The 21,751-nt window shown below is 43.0% G+C and carries 19 protein-coding genes and 1 riboswitch; of the genes, 12 read left to right on the plus strand and 7 right to left on the minus strand.

Annotation, left to right across the window (positions count from 1 at the left end; translation table 11 throughout):
* The first annotated feature begins 1 nt into the window (after position 1).
* Genes A3GG_RS0109595 through A3GG_RS0109620 form a run of 6 tightly spaced genes read left to right on the plus strand, consistent with a single transcriptional unit; the run spans position 2 to position 6,944 of the window.
* Positions 2-685, plus strand: coding sequence for a precorrin-2 C(20)-methyltransferase (locus tag A3GG_RS0109595; protein WP_018359079.1), 684 nt, complete (start codon positions 2-4; stop codon positions 683-685).
* Positions 682-1,818: an ABC transporter substrate-binding protein gene (locus A3GG_RS0109600; RefSeq protein ID WP_018359080.1), complete on the plus strand. Its 1,137-nt coding sequence runs from the start codon at positions 682-684 to the stop codon at positions 1,816-1,818. The genes A3GG_RS0109595 and A3GG_RS0109600 overlap by 4 nt, the downstream gene beginning before the upstream one ends.
* Positions 1,815-2,852, plus strand: a complete 1,038-nt coding sequence (locus A3GG_RS0109605) for an iron ABC transporter permease (RefSeq protein ID WP_018359081.1) — start codon at positions 1,815-1,817, stop codon at positions 2,850-2,852. The genes A3GG_RS0109600 and A3GG_RS0109605 overlap by 4 nt, the downstream gene beginning before the upstream one ends.
* Complete coding sequence (locus tag A3GG_RS0109610) at positions 2,852-3,850, plus strand: ABC transporter ATP-binding protein (RefSeq protein ID WP_018359082.1); 999 nt, start codon at positions 2,852-2,854, stop codon at positions 3,848-3,850. The genes A3GG_RS0109605 and A3GG_RS0109610 overlap by 1 nt, the downstream gene beginning before the upstream one ends.
* The gene (gene cbiD / locus A3GG_RS0109615) at positions 3,847-5,658 is read left to right on the plus strand and encodes a cobalt-precorrin-5B (C(1))-methyltransferase CbiD (RefSeq protein WP_018359083.1); all 1,812 of its coding nucleotides are present in this window, start codon (positions 3,847-3,849) and stop codon (positions 5,656-5,658) included. Before A3GG_RS0109610 ends, cbiD begins: the two co-directional genes overlap by 4 nt.
* Positions 5,655-6,944, plus strand: coding sequence for a cobyrinic acid a,c-diamide synthase CobB (locus tag A3GG_RS0109620; protein WP_018359084.1), 1,290 nt, complete (start codon positions 5,655-5,657; stop codon positions 6,942-6,944). The genes cbiD and A3GG_RS0109620 overlap by 4 nt, the downstream gene beginning before the upstream one ends.
* Before the next feature lie 522 nt (positions 6,945-7,466).
* Here A3GG_RS0109620 and A3GG_RS0109625 read toward each other — a convergent pair.
* A complete protein-coding gene (locus tag A3GG_RS0109625; RefSeq protein WP_018359085.1) occupies positions 7,467-8,483 on the minus strand; it encodes a sirohydrochlorin cobaltochelatase in 1,017 nt (338 codons plus the stop codon).
* Positions 8,484-8,514: 31 nt separating this feature from the next.
* Entirely contained in the window at positions 8,515-10,662 is a 2,148-nt protein-coding gene (locus A3GG_RS0109630; protein ID WP_018359086.1) for a TonB-dependent receptor plug domain-containing protein, read from the minus strand.
* Between the two features lie 71 nt (positions 10,663-10,733).
* Positions 10,734-10,954: riboswitch (cobalamin riboswitch) on the minus strand.
* An 812-nt stretch (positions 10,955-11,766) separates the two neighbouring features.
* On the opposite strand from A3GG_RS0109630, the gene A3GG_RS0109640 reads away from it, so the two are divergent.
* The 6 genes from A3GG_RS0109640 (at position 11,767) to A3GG_RS0109665 (ending at position 15,683) form a co-directional block, all read left to right on the plus strand.
* The gene (locus A3GG_RS0109640; RefSeq protein ID WP_026215763.1) at positions 11,767-12,000 is read left to right on the plus strand and encodes a type II toxin-antitoxin system Phd/YefM family antitoxin; all 234 of its coding nucleotides are present in this window, start codon (positions 11,767-11,769) and stop codon (positions 11,998-12,000) included.
* Positions 11,982-12,263, plus strand: coding sequence for a Txe/YoeB family addiction module toxin (locus tag A3GG_RS0109645; protein ID WP_018359089.1), 282 nt, complete (start codon positions 11,982-11,984; stop codon positions 12,261-12,263). The genes A3GG_RS0109640 and A3GG_RS0109645 overlap by 19 nt, the downstream gene beginning before the upstream one ends.
* Positions 12,264-12,401: 138 nt before the next feature.
* Positions 12,402-12,674, plus strand: a complete 273-nt coding sequence (locus A3GG_RS13775) for a hypothetical protein (RefSeq protein ID WP_018359090.1) — start codon at positions 12,402-12,404, stop codon at positions 12,672-12,674.
* Complete coding sequence (locus A3GG_RS0109655) at positions 12,661-12,939, plus strand: type II toxin-antitoxin system YafQ family toxin (protein ID WP_018359091.1); 279 nt, start codon at positions 12,661-12,663, stop codon at positions 12,937-12,939. Before A3GG_RS13775 ends, A3GG_RS0109655 begins: the two co-directional genes overlap by 14 nt.
* A 143-nt stretch (positions 12,940-13,082) precedes the next feature.
* Positions 13,083-15,149: a hypothetical protein gene (locus A3GG_RS0109660; RefSeq protein WP_248637678.1), complete on the plus strand. Its 2,067-nt coding sequence runs from the start codon at positions 13,083-13,085 to the stop codon at positions 15,147-15,149.
* 81 nt (positions 15,150-15,230) lie between these two features.
* Positions 15,231-15,683 carry a hypothetical protein gene (locus A3GG_RS0109665; protein ID WP_018359093.1) on the plus strand — a complete coding sequence of 151 codons (453 nt, stop codon included), beginning with the start codon at positions 15,231-15,233 and terminating at the stop codon, positions 15,681-15,683.
* A gap of 637 nt (positions 15,684-16,320) precedes the next feature.
* On the opposite strand, the gene A3GG_RS0109675 is transcribed toward A3GG_RS0109665, so the two are convergent.
* From A3GG_RS0109675 to A3GG_RS0109695, 5 genes are all read right to left on the minus strand, one after another.
* Entirely contained in the window at positions 16,321-17,382 is a 1,062-nt protein-coding gene (locus A3GG_RS0109675; protein ID WP_156808727.1) for a hypothetical protein, read from the minus strand.
* Positions 17,383-17,508: 126 nt separating this feature from the next.
* Positions 17,509-19,200, minus strand: a complete 1,692-nt coding sequence (locus A3GG_RS0109680; protein WP_026215766.1) for a hypothetical protein — start codon at positions 19,198-19,200, stop codon at positions 17,509-17,511.
* A gap of 124 nt (positions 19,201-19,324) precedes the next feature.
* Positions 19,325-20,536, minus strand: coding sequence for an InlB B-repeat-containing protein (locus tag A3GG_RS0109685; RefSeq protein ID WP_018359097.1), 1,212 nt, complete (start codon positions 20,534-20,536; stop codon positions 19,325-19,327).
* A 40-nt stretch (positions 20,537-20,576) separates the two neighbouring features.
* Positions 20,577-21,065 (minus strand): hypothetical protein, encoded by a 489-nt coding sequence (locus A3GG_RS0109690; protein WP_156808728.1) that lies wholly within the window; start codon positions 21,063-21,065, stop codon positions 20,577-20,579.
* 219 nt (positions 21,066-21,284) lie between these two features.
* Entirely contained in the window at positions 21,285-21,749 is a 465-nt protein-coding gene (locus tag A3GG_RS0109695) for a hypothetical protein (RefSeq protein ID WP_018359099.1), read from the minus strand.
* Positions 21,750-21,751: the final 2 nt, after the last annotated feature.

Consider the following 21,751-nt stretch of genomic DNA (forward strand, 5'->3'; position numbering starts at 1 on the left):
CATGCAGCATCCAGTACAGATTGTATCTTTGGGTAGTGGGGCTCCAGATAATATTACCCTTAGAGCATATAGGGCTCTAGACGAGGCTGAGGTCATTATCGCACCAGGGAGAGCTGCCCTAATAGCTATATCTAGCCTAGAGCATGCAGAACGAATTGTAGAGAAGACAGTACTCAAAACTTGCCCAATGAATAGGGATAGGAATGAGACTATGGCTCTCTACCGTAGTATTGCAGAGGAGATTTCGGCACTGGTCACAGAGGGAAAGAAAGTCGCATTGGTTACCATAGGGGATGCCGGTATCTACTCTACAGCTCAGTATGTGTGTGATGAACTAGATGTCCCCTACACCATAGTTCCAGGTGTGCCGTCTTTTGTGGCGGCAGCAGCGAGTGCAAATAGTAGCTTGGTGCGCCAGGGAGATAATCTTACAGTCCTTAGCGAAATCGGTAGTGCCGATGATATTAAGGCACCACTCCAGAGGGGAGAGGCAATAGTGGTGATGAAACTCTCTGCACATCAGGAGCTAGTGAAAGAGATAATTCAGAAGGGGCAATACCCTTTTATCTATGCGGAGAAATTAGGTATTCCTGACGAAGAGTGGTCTACTCAAGATTACACTACGTTCTCCAATAGGGAGTGCCCCTACTTATCATTAATCATTATTAAGCCCAAAAGGATATGAAGAGAATTGTCACACCCCTATTTCTATTATTGATTTTCCTGCTCGCTAGTTGTAGCGGTGAAGATAATAGCACCGAGCAGAGTAGCTTGGTGCAGGATGAAAGTATCAAGTATGCCGAAGGACTCTCAATAGAGCATGGAGAGGGGTTTACTTTGGTAGATATTTCTGACCCATCTAAGCAGGAGACACAGACATATCACTATGCCTTAGTCCCTAGGGGGACCGCTCCTGAAGGCATCCCTGCCGATTACGAGGTGATAGAGACCCCTGTAAGGCGATTGATTGTAATGACGACATTGCAGCTGTCCAACTTTATCAAGCTCGATGCCGTAGATAGAGTAGTGGGTATGCCAAGTACTCGTTTCTTATTCAATCCTACGATGAAGGCTCAGTTGGAGTCTGGAGCGACAAGGAGAATAGGGATTGAGGGGAACTTCGATACCGAACTGATCATGGCACTACAGCCTGATATTATTTTGGTATCTCCATTTAAGAGGGGAGGGTATGACGTCCTCAAGAACCTCAATATTCCTCTAGTGACTTTCTTAGGCTATAAGGAGACCACTCCACTAGGACAAGCGGAGTGGCTTAAGTTTACCGCACTCTTGCTGGGGATAGAGGATCAGGCAAATGAGAAGTTCGCACAGATTGAGACTAAGTACAACGAATTCAAAGCGCTCGTTACAGACAAGGTACAACGCCCCAAAGTACTCAGCGGTGAACTCCATGGCGGCAATTGGTATGTAGTGGGAGGGGAGAGCTACCTAGCCCACCAGTTTGAGGATGCAGGAGGGGACTACTTTATGAAGGACAACGAGGAATCAGGAGGTTTCTATGTAGACTTTGAGACTGTGTATTCCCAAGCTGCCGACTCTGATTATTGGAGAATAACGAATAGCTATCCTGGTACCTTTAGCTACGAAGTGTTGAAGCAAACCGATGCAAGGTATGCCGACTTTAAGGCGTTTAAGGATAGGAAGGTTATCTATTGTAATCTTAATGAACGTCCATTCTATGAGCTCTCTCCTGTAGAGCCTGAGAATGTATTGGCAGACCTTATCAAGATATTCCACCCAGAGTTACTTCCAAGTCATAAGCCAGTATTTTACGAACTCCTCACGCTTGAGCGATGAATAAGAGACAAGCTATCCTTTTTGCTATTACTCTATTCTCTATAGCCCTTTTTCTGATTCTAAATCTCGCACTAGGTACGATATCGATTCCCTTTACCGAGGTGGTCAGTATTTTATTGGGCAATGGAGGAGAGGAGCAAGAGATATGGCGCAATATCATCTGGAAGAGCCGCTTCCCTCAGACAGTTACCGCTCTAGTCGCTGGAGCTGGCTTATCTATAAGTGGTTTGCAGATGCAGACGGTTTTCCGAAACCCGCTTGCAGGTCCTTCGGAACTAGGTATTAGCTCGGGTGCTAGCTTGGGTGTGGCTACGTTGATATTACTATCCGGAAGTATTAGTCAGAAAGCACTGTCCCGTATGGGCTTAATGGGCGAAATCGCTGTTACTGTTGCGGCAATCATTGGCGCCATGGCAGTGATGGCGATTATTATGGTCATTTCTCAGAAAGTGCGTGGTAATGTAGTACTCCTTATCATGGGTGTGATGATTGGTTATATCGCCAATGCTATTATCGGAGTGCTCAAGTTCTTCAGTAATGACGAAGATGTACGAAGCTATGTGATATGGGGTTTGGGCAGCTTCGCCAAAGTGAGCGGAGATCAAGTGACCACCTTCGTGGTACTAATGCTCATCCTGATGCCCCTCTCTTTCCTATTGATAAAGACGCTCAACCTGATGCTCCTGGGTGAAAACTATGCGCGTAACCTTGGACTCAATTACCGTAGAGCTCGGCTGGTTGTTATCTTTTGCTCTTGTATACTTACAGCCATTGTTACCGCTTATTGTGGTCCCATTGTTTTCCTTGGGCTAGCGGTGCCACATCTTTGTCGTACCCTTTATACGACTTCCAATCATATTATATTGATGCCTGCCGTTACACTAGTGGGTGCTGCCTTGGCTCTCTTGTGTAACTTAATAGCTCGGATGCCAGGCTTTGAGGGTGCTCTGCCAATCAACTCGGTGACAGCACTTATCGGTGCACCAATAGTTATCTCTGTACTTTTCGATAAACGTAGAGCCGAACTAACCTAATGGATAGAAAGCAAAATATAGAGCTTAGAGATCTCTCTATCGGGTACAAGTTGCGCAGAGGTATCAAGGTTGTAGCTAGTGGCTTGGATGCAATTGTGCAATCAGGAGAATTAACTTGTCTACTTGGGTCTAATGGCGTGGGGAAATCTACCTTGCTACGTACCATCTCTGCATTCCAGCCCAAGTTGGGTGGAGAAATCATTGTGAAGGGGCAAGAGGTTGAAGACTACAAGGAGCGAGAGCTATCCAAGGTGATTGCGGTAGTACTTACAGAGCGTTTCGCTGATAACAATATGACCACCTATGAGCTTATCTCTATGGGACGTAGTCCCTATACAGGCTTTTGGGGAAGACTAGATGATGAGGATAAGACCGCTGTAGAGCGGGCTATAGACCTAGTGCGTATTGAGCATTTGAGATACCGCATGCTTCACTCTCTCAGCGATGGTGAGCGGCAAAAGGCTATGATTGCCAAGGCGCTGGCTCAGGATACGCCTATTATTATATTGGACGAACCCACTGCTTTCCTCGACTTCCCTTCCAAGGTGGATATGATGCAGCTCCTCCATAGACTTTCAAGAGAGACGGGCAAGACCATATTCCTATCGACCCACGATTTGGAGCTCGCTCTACAAGTATCGGATAAGATATGGTTGATGGATGACGATAAGAAACTCCACATAGGCACTCCTGAAGATCTCGCCCTTAGTGGTGAGCTGAGCCGTTTTTTCCAGCAAAAAGAGATAATTTTTGATGAGGCCACAGGGCTATTCAGGATAGAGAATGGCTATAAGAGGGAGATTAAGGTACTTGGGCATGGGCACCTATTTGCCATGGTACGTAAGGCGTTACTCCGCAATCGCATCCTCGCCAATAGAAGTGCTGAGAGCAAGGAATATATAGATACGAGAGAGGGAAAGATTGTACTCTATCGTTCTGATAAGGCTATGGGTGTTGAGCTCCAATCTATAGAGCAGATGCTAAACGAAGTCGTATGAATCCATTAATCATAGGAGGAACAACTGAAGGGCGCATAGCTGTGGAGGTGTGTGAAGAGGCTGGAAAGCCCTTTTACTACTCTACTAAGGGAAGTTCGCAGGTGGTTAAGCTGCACAATGGATTGTCACTAACTGGCGGAATGGATGAGCAAGAAATGCTCTCCTTTTGTCGAGATAATGAGATAGGACTGATCATTGATGCCGCCCATCCATTTGCCTCCGTGGTTCACGCGAATATCGGTAAGGTTGGAAAGGCACTTGGACTGCCTATTATTCGCTTAGAGCGAAAGTTCCCAGAGGTGCCTGAGGAGGCGATAAAGGTCGCATCCTTTGAAGAGGCGTTACAGTTATTGCACCAATTGAGCGTGGATAAGATGCTTGCACTCACTGGGGTGAATAGCATCTCTAAGCTTGAGAGCTATTGGCTACAGCACGATACCTACTTCCGAGTAATGCCTATTCCTGATACCGAGAAGGTATTATCTAAAAGTAAACTACCAAAGGATAAACTAATTTACTATAACTCCACTCAGCCCGATGAAGAGCTTTTCCAAGAGCTACAACCTGATCTCATCCTACTGAAGGAGAGTGGTACCACTAGCGGCTTTGAGGACAAAGTGGCTGCGGCACTTGCTTTGGGAATTAAAGTGGTGGTTATTGCGAGACCCCCATTGGGCTACCAAGAGAGTAGCTCAGTGACAGGAAAGGTGGGGCTTAGGAGAGCTATCGAACAGCTCTTACCTAGCTTCTTCCCCCTGCGAATAGGTTTTACTACTGGGACTACGGCAACGGCAGCTACGATAGCAGCTCTACAATCTCTTCTGGATAGCGAAGAGATAAAGGAGGTGGAGGTAGAACTGCCTATTGGTGAGGTTATTCCATTCCCAATACAGCATGTCGTACTGCATGAAAGCTCTGCAACCGCTGTAGCAATAAAATACTCTGGCGATGACCCTGATGTAACCAATGGTGCAGAGATACACGCCACCGTTAGCCTGAGCACAGAGCATACAGGCGTTAGATTTCTCCAAGGAGAAGGAGTAGGCAAGGTGACTCTGCCAGGAATAGGCTTGCCTATCGGTGATCCAGCTATTAATAGGGTGCCTAGGCAAATGATGACTACCGCAGTAGGTCAGTTGGTAAATCTAGAGCATGTAGGGGTAGATATTACGATAGCTGTCCCCACAGGGCAAGAGCTCGGTGCTCAGACCTTCAATCCTAGGCTTGGTATCATAGACGGTATTTCTATCTTGGGTACTACGGGTGTTGTACGCCCTTATTCATTGGATACCTGGGTCGCTTCCATAGGAAGGGAGATGGAAGTAAGCAAGGCTGTAGGAGTAGAGCATTTGGTACTCAATTCTGGAGGGAGAAGTGAGCGTTTCCTTAAGGCTCGTTTTCCAGAGCTTCCGTCCAATGCCTTTGTACAGTATGGTAATTTTATCGGCAAGAGTCTAACTATGGCAAAGGAGCTAGACTTCCCGAAGATAAGCCTTGGTATCATGCTAGGTAAAGCTGTTAAGCTGGCGAATGGCGAGCTAGATACCCATAGTAAGAAGGTCACCATGGATATTGATTTTATACGTTCACTAGTGCAGAAAAGCAGTGCCTCCGATGAAATATTGGCGCAAGTAGGGCAGATTACTATGGCGCGCGAATTGTGGGATGTACTACCCGACCGCTCTTCTTCTTTTTACCAAATGGTTATTCAGCTATGCTTTGATGTTTGCCAACCATTGGTGCCAGAGAGTGAACTAGAGATATTACTTATTGACGATCAAGGACAATTTATTACAAAAGATATATGAGACACTCCTCCTTTATGATAGCTGCACCGACTTCGGAAAGCGGCAAGAGTACGATGACCATAGGTATCCTTAGGGCACTGCACAAGAGAAGTATACAAGTTCAACCATATAAGTGTGGTCCCGACTACATTGATCCTAAGCTCCATGAAGTAGCATCACAGCAGACTTCGATCAACCTAGATCTCTTTATGAATAGTGAGGAGGTGGTGAAGGAGTCTTTCGCTCGCTATGATGCCCCTGCGCAGGTCTCTGTGGTCGAAGGAGTAATGGGGTTATTTGATGGTTATAATAGAGACAATGGTAGTTCGGCACATCTTGCACGCACGCTTGGTCTGCCGATTGTGCTAGTGGTAACGCCTAAGTCTATGGCTTATAGTGTAGCACCTCTTCTTTATGGTATCAAGCACTTCCAGCCAGAGCTCAATATTGTGGGGGTACTATTCAATAAGGTGAATTCTGAAACGCACTTTAAATATTTGCTGCAAGCCTGCGAAGATGCTGGCGTACAATGTATTGGTAGAATTCCTACCGATAAGCAGCTGGAACTACCAAGTCGATACCTCGGACTAGAGACTGAAGATGCTTCTAAACTAGAGCGATACGCCGAACAAGCGGCTCGACTGATAGAGGAGAATATTTCATTAGATACGTTGTTGTCACTTACTGAAAAAGAGCCTTCGGTAGCACCAGAGCCAATGCCTAAGTTGTCTGCCCTAAATATTGCTGTGGCAAAGGACGAAGCCTTTACTTTTATTTACCCTGAGAATATAAAGATACTGGAGCAATTCGGGACTATTACCTACTTTAGTCCTATGCGTGATAGTCACTTACCAGAAAGCGATTTCGTCTATTTCCCTGGTGGATATCCCGAATTGTATCTCCGAGAACTATCGGCAAATAGTAGCATGCTGAAGAGTGTCCAATCCTATGCTGAGTCTGGTAAACCTATGCTCGCTGAGGGTGGGGGAATGCTCTACCTAGGGCGAGGGCTTACCGATTCCTCCAATAATCGATACCCTCTTGTAGGGCTATTGGCACAAGAAGCGACTATGCAGAGCCCTAAGCTTTCATTGGGATATCGGCAATTTACTCTTGACGATGTTCAGGTAAAGGGTCATGAATTCCACTATTCTAGATTGGAGCATCCTATACCTAGTATCGTGCAACAACACAGTGCTCACAATGTAGAGGTTCCTACTTCTCTCGTAAGGTACAATAACTGCTTTGCCACTTATACTCATCTCCGCTTTACCAATGCGCTGATTGGGTGGCTATTAAATGCTTAAGACTGCCCCATTATTATTACTGTTCATGTTTTATAGTATTTGCACCTGTTGCTACTAGCGCAAGCATTGAAATTTATTCCTAGGAATAAATAAATTTATCTCTAGGAATAAAAATATTTATTTGTACAGAAAAATAAATTTATTCCTAGAGATAAATTTGACTGATATGGCTAATTCATTTGACGCCTCAGTAGACTAGGGGTAATAGGAGCATATTGCACAAGCAACTCTCTTACTAATATGTTTGCTAATAGGCTGAGACTTTGCACGGAAGCATGATACAAGGCGCTGAGACTGAGGGCGAGGGGAGCGTGCTTTGGTACGTAATAGAGCCTGAATGCCGATCTGTAGGTCGCCCACAGGCAAAGCAATGCTGTAGTTTGCTTAGGTGTAACAGTCTCAATAGATGTACTTTTCGGAAGTTATCTATATCGATAGAAAATAACAAAGATACCGAGCAACCTTGTAATTGCTCGGTATCTTTATTGATAGAGACTCTCAGTATATTACTGAGGTGTAACCTTACTTCTCTGAGAGTTCCTTGATAGCTTCTCTAAGGTGCTCTAGATAAATGTCATTGATTTCTTTGTAGTCACCAAGACCTCTCATGTGAGCTTTTACAGTCCAACCCTTCTTCTCTAGCTGTACTTTCCAGCTCTGCTCATCGTCCCTAGCATCCTTATCGTAATCACCAGCCATATCGTTATTAGCGTGGTCACCAACGATGGTCATAAGAGGCTGTAGATGAATCTTCTTAGCTGGGATAGTTCCTTCAATCTTTTTAAGTTCAGCACTTAGGTAGGTGAATAGGCGATCTGGGAAATCTACAGTCGCTACATAAATATGGTCGTGACCATATTCTTTCTTCGCATATTCACGCATTGCCTTTTCGATGTCAATATACCTTTGATTAGCTGCTCTATGAAGTTCTTCTGGGTTACCATGTCCCATAAATGCAACTACTTCGTCCTTCTTGATAGCCTCCTTATGGTCATCTACAAGAATCTTAGCAACACGCTCGATATCCTCCTTTGAATAGAGAAGCGGCTTGCCAAGTACTGCATTGTTACGACCACGGCGATCATCCTCTAGGTATACGTTGTACTCCTTGTGTACATAAGCACGGTCTAAGAGGGTGAACTCCTCACCAGGGATAACGTGGAGGGACTGTACGTATACATTCTTATAGTCTTTGCCACGGAAGCTCTCCATCCACTTAGCTGGTGGAATAAACTCCTTGCCCTGAGCCTGTAGGCGGTTGATGATAGTACGTGAGGTATAAGAGATGAAAAGATCCGTATTAGGGAAAGCGTTCCCAAAGAACTTCTTTTGATTATCAAAGGTCTTCTCTGGTACCTCAAATGTAGAACCAAAGGTAACGAGAAGCACTGCAGTATCGTGCTTCTTTGGGAAAGCATCTGCTGGGTTAGTAGAGGTTTTCTCAGCTGGATTGTCTGTACCCTTACATGATGTAAGAGTGGTACCTGCGACAAAGGTAATAGTAGCAAGAGCTACCAGCGTCGTAACAAACTTTTTCATGTCGTAAATCATTTAATGAGTTATATAATGGTTATTTGCTTTCTTGGTTGAAGCCAATGGTGACCTTAGCGAAGACCGTGCGGCCAGGTGTCTTGGTACCGAAGTTGAGACCATAAGGATGGGTTTCCCTATAGTTGAGGATATTATTGATACCTAGTGCGAGCTGAAGATCCCAATGTTTCCAATACTTAAATTTCTGAGTGGTAGTAAGGTGCCATAGCATGTATCCAGGGGCATTGCCATAGTAAGCGTAGTAGCGCTCCGATTGCATACGACCGTGTAGACCAGCCGTTAGCTCGTACTTCTTCTTCTTGAGTGTATAGGTTGCCCCAAGAGTGCCTTTATGGGTTGAGGTACCATCAATAGGGTGCTTCACCATTACTGGTGGTTGCCCCTTTTCTGTAAGATTAGCATCGAATACTGTAGCCATCGTATTGGTATAAGTGTATCCGGCAGATAGCTTTAGGTAATTGGTAGGGCGCCAGTTGAGTGTGTACTCTAGCTCCCATATTTGTGCATCTTCGGCATTGACGTACTGCATTGCTCCATCCACAACACGTCCCTCATCGCTATAATACTTAGGAGGGAGCTTCACGGGGATAAGCGTGATCATATCTCTTACCTGATTGTACGAACCATATAGGTGCATGGTCAGGCGGCGGGTAGGTGTATAGCTAAATCCTAGAGAAGCGAAGTCGGAAACTTGTGGCTTGAGGTCACGATTACCGAGGTACATTCTGAGCTTTCCCATCATGGCACGTTCATACTCATAGTATATCTCCTTGATGGTTGGGGTCTTGAACCCTCTGCCATAAGTACCTCTTATCTGTAGTCCGATATTGCCAGGTACGTAGTGAAAAGATATCTTCGGAGTTACCTGGCTACCGAAAGCATTGTGGTAGATGTATCGCAATCCGCCAGTGATATTGAAGACCTTACTTATCTGCCATTCGTCCTGAGCATAGGCTGCGAGTGTATATGAATAGGCAGAGCCATTGGGCATACGATTAGGTGCGATGAGGTGATCCACTATTCCTTCTATACCGAAAGAGAAGCGGTGTTGGTCGCTCAATTGCATGATGCCCTTACCATGGACTAGATACTGTCGCTGATCGCTTTCGAGCGAGGACTCTCCGGGCTGGTAGTAGAATGGTATAGGTACGTAGTGGATTCGACCGTCATCAAGGAGCTCTTCCTTGATATACTCATCCATATACCTATTATAGTAATCGTAGTGATAAGCGTGACGGTCGAAGCTCCCGAGCAAACTATAGGTCTGGTATATGCTTGGTCGGAAGGTGGTCTCTATACTCGCTGATTGATCATTGTACCTGAGGTTATACATTCTCCAGCGTGGCGCTCCAGGGGTGTGGAATATCCTTTTCTTGTAGAGCATGCCTGTCGCCTTTCCCTCCCATTGTTTATTGGGACGCCAAGCGAACTCTTGTTGGAGCTTATGATTGTAGAATGCGCTGGTTGTCTCTGTTGTACTATTCTCATAGAGTTCGTTGCGGTAAATCTCTTGGGTGCTATTTTGCCAACCGCTACTCCTATCTCCAGAGTACTGGGTGACGCTAGAGAAGGTTTTGTACCCCCAAGCTAGCGTATTGCTTTGTTGCCACTGACCGTAGGAGCCTATGCGTGAGGTGTTGAGGATAGAGAGGGGCGTGTCGGTATAATCCTTGGTGATGATATTGATGACGCCCGCCATAGCATCGGAGCCATACAGCGTAGAGGCTGCGCCCCTTACTATTTCTACCTTCTCTATCATATTGGGGTCTATCTTGCTCAAGTCATTCTCTCCACCTATATCGCCGTGCAAGCGCCGACCATTGACCAATACCAAGATATAATTATTGCCAAGGCCTCCGAGCGTAATACCGCTCCCCATAGCACTGCCTAGGGCATCGAAAGATGGGGATAGAGCCATTAGCATGGCTTCAATACTCTCGCCAGATACGCTGATGATATCTTGCTTTGTGACTACTTCCGTGCGGACAGGAGAGGAGGAACTATAATGCTGTGTACCAGTACCTGTAACTACAAATTCGTCTAAGGTTCCATACATCTTTATGGAGTCAGATGGATTGGTCTGCGCCATAAGGTTGGTGCCAAATACACAACAGAGCAGTACACATGAGATTGCGTACCCTAATTTATGCCTATCTCTAAAGCACATCACTATAAGAATAATCAATAAAATAAACCAAATACCTGCCTATTCCTGGGCATAGGTATTCATCAATAATACAATTTCTGTGATGCTAGGCAGGTCTCCTGGCTCTGTCGATTATCGGCTGCCTTCCCAAAGAATTATCTTCAGTGGCATAACTTATGAGTGCCAATAACTTGAGGAACATGTCCTCTCAGACTTTTACGGTAGCAGAAACTGCTTTGAATTTTCACCAAATTCCCTATTAAACGATAACTTCTAGTATAGAAATCTTCATGCCTCGCAACTAGGTACAAAGGTAACAATATTTTTCTTCTTAGGTATATGATACAGCAGTATTACGTGAATTAGACTTCGATAATAGCTAATATATCCAAATTATTGTCAATGCTAAGAGCTAAAATGAGAACTCCTCTACTGAGCATATTCCTTCACTTTCCTAAGGGAAGAAACATATTCAGTAGAGGAGCCGCTTATCTATAGGGTGCAAAAACAACATCCCGATAATGACCTTTGATGGCTAAAGAGCCGAAGACGGGACTCGAACGACTTTTGTATCTAATTGATATTTAATAACTTATTGGGGACACAAAAGATTTGTGACCAAATTGTAACCAATAAGCGGTATATCTAAGAGCTCGGTGATTTGATTTCCTCATCACGTGTCAAAGGTAATACAAAAAATCCAAACAGCCAAATATATATCATTATCAGATAATTAGACAAATTAGCCCCCTGGTGCATACGTGCAACAACACGCATATAATATATATATGCGTGTTGTTGCACGCACGCACCTTAGGAAAAACCTTGAAAAGAAAAAAGAGCAAGAGGCTTCGCCAGCCACCCTTTTTCTTTTCAAGGTAGAAGGTAAGTGAAAGACACTTCAATGTCTTTGAGTAGCGAAGTATATACCTGCGGTGCCTATAACTCAGGTGTTAGAAGGTATAGTCTGCGACGCTTGGTGTATATGCGAGAGAAAGAAGGAGAGGAATGATTGCGATAAGCTTGATAAAACTTTTCATTGTTTTTTGTCGTTATAAAATAAATGCGTACCTTTGTATTGTACATAAGATGTACAATTGTAGAACAAGTAGAAAAGTAAGAAATATGAGGACGATAACAGCTTCTGAATTTAGGGCAAATCAAAAGAAGTATTTTGAGCTTGCAGAAAAAACGCCTATCTTCGTGTCAAGACCGGGAAAGCCAGCCATGAAGATATCTGTCGTGGAGGGGGCATTTACAAGCGAGGAAATGCAGGCAATAAGAGAGGGTTTTGAACAGATAAGAGAGGGTAAGTCTAAGGAAATCGATGCACACAATCTATGGGAAAGTATAGATTGATTATCTCACAAAATGCAGAGAAGCATCTATCTCAGATTAAGAAATCAGGCAATAAGGCAGCGATGAAAAAGATTTCGGAACTATTTATTGAATTAGCCGAACATCCACAGACTGGCACAGGAAAGCCTGAACCACTTAAACATGAATTCCAAGGTGCATGGTCAAGGAGGATAGACAAGAAAAGCCGTATTGTTTACAGGATTGATGAGGAACAGTCAATAGTAAGCATATCTGACATATTAGGACATTATGGTGACAAGTAATGCTGTTTAGTATGTACTTCTAAGATATAAAATCACTCTTAATCGTTTGGGATTGAGGGTGATTTTTTGCACTTTCAAAATAAATACATACCTTTGTTGTAAAATAATATAGTCAGTTATGATATAATAGATTACAATATGAATGCGAATACGAGTAAGATGAATACGAAGGCTTCAACTTCTATCACTATTGATGCCGACTTATTGGCACAAGTGAGAAAGGAGGCAAAAGCAGAGAATAGGACTTTGAGTAATTACATTGAGACTATCCTCTATAGGATGGGCTATAGACCTTATAATGAGGAGACACTCGAAGCGTGCCATGAAGTGAAAAAGGGAGAGGGATTGAGCGAAATAGACCCAACTAGTCTTGATACCTTTATTGCTACCGCCTTTGATGAAGAAGATTAAGCAGTCTACCGCTTTTAAGAGGGATCTTAAAAGGTTTCGTCACGATAAAAGAAGATTGAGGGAGATACAAGAGGTTACTCTTTTGTTAGCGAAGGGTGAAGAAATCCCAGCCTATATGCGACCACATAGACTTATTGGAAACTATGAGGGACATATGGAGTTACATATAGAAGGGGATTTACTATTGATTTGGATAGAGCATAATGATATAGGGGAAGAGGTTATCTATTTGGTTAGATTAGGCTCACATTCTGAACTCTTTTAGTCACCTTGAGCTCAGAGTTCTTTTTTTAATAGTTAAGATGTGAAAAATATCGTTTTTTTATCACGATTTATTTGTCTATCTCACTATAAATCAGTATATTTGAGTATAGATATAAAGAGTATAACTTCTAGAATGATACAGTTATGAAAGCGACAAGATATTTTCAGAAACTGATAATGGGTACAATGGTAGTACTTTCCCTTGCTGGCTGTAAAGGAAAGGATAAACCTGATGTGCCTCCACAACCAGTTAACGTGGAGCTTGGGATAGGAACTATCACTAGAGGTGCCATCATACAAGATAATAAGATGACGACGGAGTGGGGGATAAACGATGTGGTGCATCTTTGGGCTAAGGGCGAAGAATTGGACAAACCAATGCCTTTTGATCTGACTTGGAATGGCTCTAAGTGGGTAACGCCACAGATGGTGGACGGCAAGAAACTAGCAAAGGCGACATCGATAATGGCATCTTATCTTCCGAAGGGAGCTGGCAACATAGTGGTTACACCTCATGGATTTACTTTCACTCCATCGCCTACCAAGGACAAGGAGGTAGGTGAGTTTACCATTTCACAATACTATACAGACATCTTGGTAGCTAATACTGGAGCCAAGATGAGTGCAATTACGGCTACGCTTCAAAGTCCATATAGACAAGTGGAGCTCATTATCAAGAATAGCAGCTGGACTCAAGAGGTCTCCAACATATCTATTAAGATAGATGGTGCGATAGGAGAAGCTACCTACACTCATGAAGGGTGGAAGGGAACATCACAAGCTATCACGATTTCACACAAGAAAGAGAGGTGGGAGGGGAGTGAAGCGGATACTATTCTGCTCGCTTTTCCAACATTGTCTCAGAGCGTAAGTGCTACAATCACTTATACCAACTCCAATGGAGAGAAGACAGAGACTATCACCACAGATGAAGGCTCTATAGTCTTCACACTAGCTTCTGAAGAGATAACTAACCCTGCTCTAGCCTTTACACCACCTATTGATGTAGAGTATTGGAAGAAAGCTAACCAAGATGCTTTTAACCTTATCACCAATAATTACGCTGGTGAACTTACAGAGGAACAAGCTAGAAACCATGGTTGGAATCAAGTAAGACCTCTAGTAGATGAGACAATGTGCTCAAAGCAACTCTACAAGGATGACATGAATGTCATTGAGTGGCTTGTACTCATGGGAAAAAAAGAGGAGAGCGGCAAGCGTGATTGGGGTTATGCAATGGGATTAGAGACTCTAGATGGAAAATTAGTAGAGGTGTATCCACCGCAGTATGATAATTATGCTGGTGGAGGACTTCATTATAAAATACCAAGTGGACATTATTTTGTTTCTGCCCAAGCAGGGAAGTATAGGCTTGTTTTCTTCATTTCCTACCCCGAGGAGTGGGTTGGAAAAAAGGAGTATGGAAAGTGGTATAAGCTACCTATGTTAGACTCACTTACAGGCTTTGAAACTATAGATTTAGGAGGTGAGAGCTCGAAACGATACTTAGAACCTGTGCCGATGGAGAAGAGTCCATATAAGGATATCGATATTATAGAGGTGGTAGACAGGAACTCTAATAATCTAGTAGCTCCAAGATGGTATATGGGATACATCTACAAAGATAGAGAAGCCTACAAAAAAAACGAATACTTAAACAAAGCACCCGAAGAAAACTGGTGGAATAGGAAATATAAGGCAGGAGATATTATTGCGGTTACCACAGTGAACACCTCTAATCAATATCTAAAGGGAACAGTAGTAGCTAGAGTTGAATATCTGCCGATGTTTAATCCAATTGGGCAATGGAGACTAGATGAAACAGGAAGACGTAGTGGAGTTCTAGGAACATATTATTCTTCTAGCTGGAGTAAAGAGGTTGGTCGGACGGAGGTAACAATACTGCCTAACAGCGAACAAAAGGTAGCTGTTGAGCTTATACAGGTAGACTATGGATGGCTTAGCTTAGGGGGAAGAGGTTCGGCTCGTCTAGGACCAGCTCCTCTTATTCACTTCTATTGGGTCGAAAATGGGAAGGAAACCATGATGATGGGAATAGACTACCCCATGACAAATAGAATGCAACAGTATAGTTTTGGAGATGCAAACAACAAAACAGCTGATTGGGATGACAATAGTATAAGGTCACAACCTAGAGATGAAAGCCCAGGGCAAAGCTTCGTAAACCGTAATGGCTTTACATTTTGGTAATGGTAAACAGATTGACTATATAAGGATAAGCTACTGTAGCTTTGCTGGTGAATTTTTAACTAAATATAAACTACTGACAACATGACTAGATTTTACATTAACATTCTATCCCTACTGTTAATTGCTTCTACCTTAATATCTTGTGGCGGAGGAGGTAATACACCAAGCTCAGGAAAGGAAATCACCCACACTTACATGGTGACAACACCTGTTGAGCTTGAAGTACAATATGCAGCCACTGGTATTAAGAATATATACCTAAATGGGAAGGATTGGAAAGCTCCAGCCATTAACACCAAGGTGAAACTCCCTGAAGGGACTACTACAATTGTCTTTAAGACAAAGGACACTTTAGTGTCAGGGTTGGGCTTTTATCGCATTATTCATAATGTTTTGGAGCCAAAGAATGCAATATCTATTCACTATACTTGGGAAGAGAAAATTAATGGCAAGGTAATCGAAAAAGACAATCAGACTCTATCTATTGGCGAAAAAGATAACCTTGTTTGGACGAAAATGTACACTAGATACTAATTCTGTCCAATCCCTATAAGCAATAGAAGCGACTGCCACAATGGAGTTTTAACCCATTAGTGGCAGTCGTTTTGTATAATCAAGTTTATGTAAAAGTCAATTATGATTTGTTTTCTCCAGTTTTGGAGCTTCCTGAGCTACCACCATTAAACCCTATCTACGAATATGTATGTGGTTATTGCGGAAGGTTCCTAGACTATGGCACCTGTAACTGTGAGGACACACGCAACTATGGGGACAATATAGTTAGCAAAGAGTTCCCGAATCCAGCAATAGAAGAGTACGAAACAGAATATGTACAAGTCTATAAAAAGAACCGAACAATCCAAAACTACCAGAGAGGGATAGAGTTTTGGAAAAAAGCGCCTACGTGGATACCTGGGGCTTAATAGATTTCTCTTGTGCAAGTGAAGTTTATTTACTGTAGATAATTAAAGCTACCGCTACTAGGGTACTTCTCTAGTGGCGGTAGCTGTTGTTTTTGAAAAGGTTTATATCACATAAGGATATCGATAGACAAAATGGGTAATGAGTAGAGTTATATCTTTGTGCAAATCTAAAAAAGAGAGCTACCCCCACCTAATAATTTACGTGGGGATAGCTTTTTGTTTAGTTCAGGTTTAGTAACTACTAATTGTTACTGTTGACGAATCCAATAATAAACATTATCACCTTGTGGTAGACTGTTTTTCTTGGATTTTAGGTTTGAAATATAGTTTTCTACGATCAATCTTTCAGCATTTATAAAAGACTGAAACTCCCAAACCCATTGTCTAGCTACATGCTTAGAGATAAAATTATCATAACTATTTCCTGTTGCAGCAGTTCCATCTATCTCGATATAATCACCTTGGTAGGCATCAATCTCAGAAAGAACAATACTAGTATCATCACCTATAGTACCAGTAAGGTCTGGAAGAGGACTAAGATAATTGATAAGCTGGTCAAGACTACCCCATTTGATTTTTGTGATTGTCTCATAAGGGTGTTGAACCTCTCCCGTGATATTATCGCCACTACTAAAATAAGTAGTAAATGTGTTAATCATTTGAGTAGTACCCAAAACTTGCAATAGCTCACCATACTTAGCAGAAGAAGCTTTCATGCCAGAAGCGCCTGTCAATAGGTCTAATTCAATGATTTGTTCAGCATTTACTTTCTCATAACTAACCTTTACATAAACTTGATTATGGTCGCTACCCGGGCGATACTGACAAGTGAACTTGTCAGAGACCATTTTTTGGAGACCAGCATCAGGCTGGAGAGAAGGGGTAATGACAAAGTCACTTTGGATAGAGCTGAAACCGTTACGGTGAGTACCCTCTGGGTCGTCAGAGTAACGCCAAGACCAACCTTTGAATACAACGTTCTGATCGCCAAAGAAGGTAGGAAAAACATCAATATTGTTGTCTTTCCCGATTGTCGGCTTAAAGCCACCACCTTGCATTCTTACAGTCCCATTGCCTGCCATATCAGTGAAGTTATAGCCAGCATCACCACTCACAAGCCGAGTCGTCACACCTGTACGGATATTGTAGGCATCCACCAACACCTCTACACCTTTCCTCTCGGGGTCAGGTTTACAGTTAGGCTTCTCTCTATCACATGATGCGAGGGAAGCTCCTACACACATAGTGAGGAGGGCTGACATTGTCATGCCCAGCCTCTTCAAATTAAACATACTTTTCATTTTCATCATAAAACTATAGTTATAAATTGATTCGTTACTTGCAAATTACTATATAGTTACCTACACTTCCAAGAAGTCGGGCAATATCGGGCAGTATCGGGTAGTATCGGGCAATCGAACTTCCCGATTTAACAATTAAAAAATGGAGATATATGCCTTGTTATTGACATAGCTATTGGTAACAATAGGTGCTGGATGATATACAGAAGAGGCTACCCGGAAGATAAGTGAGCCATCCATAAGTAGGGGATATTCCTTTTCAGGTTGGTCGGGGTAGGTGATAGTAGCACATATGTAGGGACTGAATCTATCTACTGAGCTGTGCTTGACTGTTATCTGATAATCAATCAGCACCTCATTTGATGATAGAGGTGATAGTACTACCGATGTATGACCCACCAAATCCTGCCAAGCACTCTCGTCACTTAATGTGATATTAGAGTGCATCTCCTTTGGAGCACGTCTATTGTAAAGTCGAATTTTTACAGTTTTAGGTGATGAGCTGTAATTATTAAGCGTCAATTGAGCTGTATAAGGGTGATTGTATTTACGTTGGGTAATACCTGCTACACTAGCTTTTTCTCCGCCTTTATCCAGTCTGAATGCGGAAGCAAATACAGATTGTTCGCGATGAACTTCAAACTCTTTGTCCTGGGGTGTGTCATCACCCTTTTGATTGGGCTCGTACCATTGGGTATCGCCCTTTTTGCGGAGGAGGAGTTGTTGAGTATACTTGCCCTCTTTTGGGGCATCGATATAAATAGGTACAGAGAAGCCATCATAGTGGTACGGCTGAATCTTTAAGCCTCCGTAAATTGGACTACGAGCTACAACATTGCCGACCTCATCACGGATAAGGACTTTATACTCGAGCTCTGGCACCTCTTCTATACGGCTATCTAGCCAATAAGTAAATACCACTCCGTGGTTGTTACTTATACTTTTTAGGTATTCACTAGTCGTGGTATACTCATAGTCGGAGAAGAATATATCCTCAATCACCTCATTGCCATCCACTTGACCTCTCTTTTTTTCTTCATCTGTAAGTGGAGTAATAGAGTATCTATTTAGTAGAGAAATCTCAAAGTGATACTGGTGATTGCTACGAGCTTCATTCATTAGCAGAGAAGTGACATAGTCCCTGCCGTTAATCTTGATCCACACCATCATACTAGTTTCTCCTTGTGGTAGTAGTAGATAGTCAAAGGTATATTTACCTTGGTCAGACACTTCTGCGATAGTTTTACCTACGCTGTGGGTGTATACTGTGCTTTCATCAAAGGGAATATCCATACGGGTAAAATTGCCATTATTGAGGTGGATCCACCCATAGGTATACCTACTCTGGACCCTCACCTCATCAATCCTATCATTAGGAGAGAATTGGCTCACATCAAAGTGCATAGACACGGTCGATTGTACTTGTCGGAAGTCAATATCTAGTTTACGACTATCCGACTCTCCTAACTTCTTACTAAAGAAATAGACAGGTGATTGCTCTCGCTCCATTACCAATATGGCCTCCTCATGTCTTTGGAGGTGACTAGGAAAAAGAGCAGACACCTGCGAGTTCTTTTTAAACTCAAAAGGTTTCTTCACTGCCCATCCACCGTTGGATTGTTGGGCAGTAGTAATATGCAGACTATCTGCTGCCGTCTCTCCCCAAACAGTGAAGAGCAATTCTGCTCCTTGTGGTAGCTGGCCACTTCTCAGCTCTACCACCTTGGAAGCCAAAATTGGTGGATCGGAGGGTTGGTCAATCGACTGATTACAAGATGCCATCAGCAATCCGAGTAATACTAGTATAAACGTTGGCCTATTATTCATACAGAACCTATTAAATGTGATACTTTTGCTATAGTGGATAGTATGGGTATCACCCCATACTACCCTGAGAGCAGTAGACCCCACTGGGTACTACATTTGCTCGATTAAAAATTTTCACTAGTAATTATTGAATTTCACCACCTACGATATACTTGCGAGGAGCCTGACTAGCAGTTACGGTAGTAGACTTAATGATGTTGTTACCCAACTTGAAATCAACCTTTATGGTAGATGACAACGTGCCAGAAGTATTATTAACCCCTGCAGCGTAGTTATTACCTGATTTCTTGAGCCAAGTAGCAGAAGGAGCATTAAAGACAACTGTAAGTTGCTTCTTGAGAGCAGTAGTGGTCTTTTTACCATTTACATAAACATAAACCTTAGCAAACACAGGCTGGCTAAAGGTCTTGTGTAGCGTAGTAATATTCTTGCTTTCCCCTGTAGGCTTATACACTGTAGTAAGCGTAGCAGGAATTCCAGCAACAGTACCATCACCAAAAGTAATATCACTATCCGGGATAGGATCCTCACCATTTGGGTCATAATAGCTATTCTGTGTAATGGTTACATTGCGCCATACACTAGGTGCACCAGAAACAGTACCATTTTTACCTACCTTAAGTGTTACGGTACGAGCTCCAGCAGTCTTGGATATATGAGGTTGAGTCGTGAGACTTAGCGTTCCATTTGCATTAGCTTTAGCAGTGAGCCAAGGAGCAGTATAGCTTTGGAGTTCCCAAGCCTTGTAGGCAGGATTAACCACCGTCCATCCAGTGATGGTTCCTGTAGCCGTCTTAAGTGCACCTACCTCCTCACCCACTGTTGTAAGGCTACCTTTGTAAGCCTTATCTCCACCAAATGCAGCGAGTGAATAGTTACCATTGGTACCATTGATCTTGAGGTTTTGATAACCCTTCTCAGTACCAGACTGACTTGAGAATACAGCAATGAAGTGCATGTCATCGGTAATCTTGAAGTTATGGCTCTTGGTATTGGAATTGACCACACCGGTCGCCTCGGTAAAGTTCCCCTTACCATTCTTCTCGTACAGCTTGTGAAGTACGTATCCAGTCTTGGCTGTAGCAGTCACCGTTACGCTGGTGTTGTGGAAATAACTACCATCACCTGTAATCGTACCCTTGGCACTATCAATGGCACGTAGTGAAGTAGAGAGATTGCCCTCCTCATCAAGGAAGAGCATTTCTGTAGTGACCGTATGCTTAGCATCGGTAGAGGTAGGCTCATCAGGAGTCATACTTCTCTCATTCTGACAGCTTGTAAAGCTGAGCATTGCACTAGCAGCTACGGCCAGTGCGAAAATCCATTTACTTTTCATTTCTCTTAAATAAATAGTTAATAAAAAAAGGGTTATAAAATCATTCAAATCCTATGTCCACACCTGGAATGTAAGGCTTCTTCTTAATTATAAATTTGACATCACCAATAACATTAAAACCAAAGTATAGGTCATTAGGTGAAGTACTACCATAGCTGGCTGGTATTGTTTGTTTTCGTCTATTTGCAAACTCAATCTGTGTTCGAGGAAGAGTCTGAGCCGAGTAGCCTGCAGTGTAACTAAAGGTCACATAGTCGATAGATCCAGCTTCAGAACCTGAGATAAAGAGACCACAAGGCTGATTGTAGGTGCAGTCTCCAAGACCAACTACAGTGATACCTTTGTCTGACAATGTAGCTCTTAGGTTATTTGAATCAATAGCCTTCAGTCGGCCACATCCATCATCAATCCAGCCCTCTACTTTGTAGTTCTTGGAGGGGTGGCACGTGTCGGGACACTCCCTTTGGCATGCTACAAGAAATAGCAAGAGCGAAACCCCTAGTAGTGTATATACTTTCTTCATATTCATATCCATTAATTCATTTAATTCTCATAAGTACTGACGCTGATGGTCACTCCACTATCTTTGACACTGGACACCACAACACTCTCTATGGAGAGGTATTGTACATTAGGGCTAGGTGTCGGATTCGGGAGGGGGGTAGGGGTGGGGGGAACAGGTGATGGTTGCCTACCTCCACAGGAGGTAAGCATAACCATAACACCAATCAAAAAAGCAACCCAACCTTTAGACAATCGTACCCCCAACATCATACTTCTTTGGCTTTTGTGTGAGAATGAAAGTTTTCGTAACACCCTCGGAGGTTATTATAATTTCTATCGCGATAGTATCTTCTCCATGGTTGGCAGGAGAAGTGATTACCAATGCACGGTCTATCACCTCTAGGGAATAGCCCATAGGTGCATTCACAATCTTAGCAGTAAAAGGCAGAGGGAAATACTCCTTGCCAAGCTCTGTGCCCATCTTATAGCTAACCACTTCCATGTACACATTGGTATCTAACTTGATTTTGCCTCCTGAAGGGCTTATATCAGTGATAGGTAGCTCAATGCGTACAAAGTTTTCTTTGATGATACAGTCTAAATCATCAAATAGCTTGAAGCTATTCTTGGTACAAGAGCCAAGTAGTAGTATGGTAAGTGCTACCACGGGGAGTACTAGCCCCCCAAATTTTAATATTCTACTCATCATCT

It is taken from the genome of Porphyromonas levii DSM 23370, assembly GCF_000379925.1.
In the GTDB taxonomy this organism is placed as follows: Bacteria; Bacteroidota; Bacteroidia; order Bacteroidales; family Porphyromonadaceae; genus Porphyromonas_A; species Porphyromonas_A levii.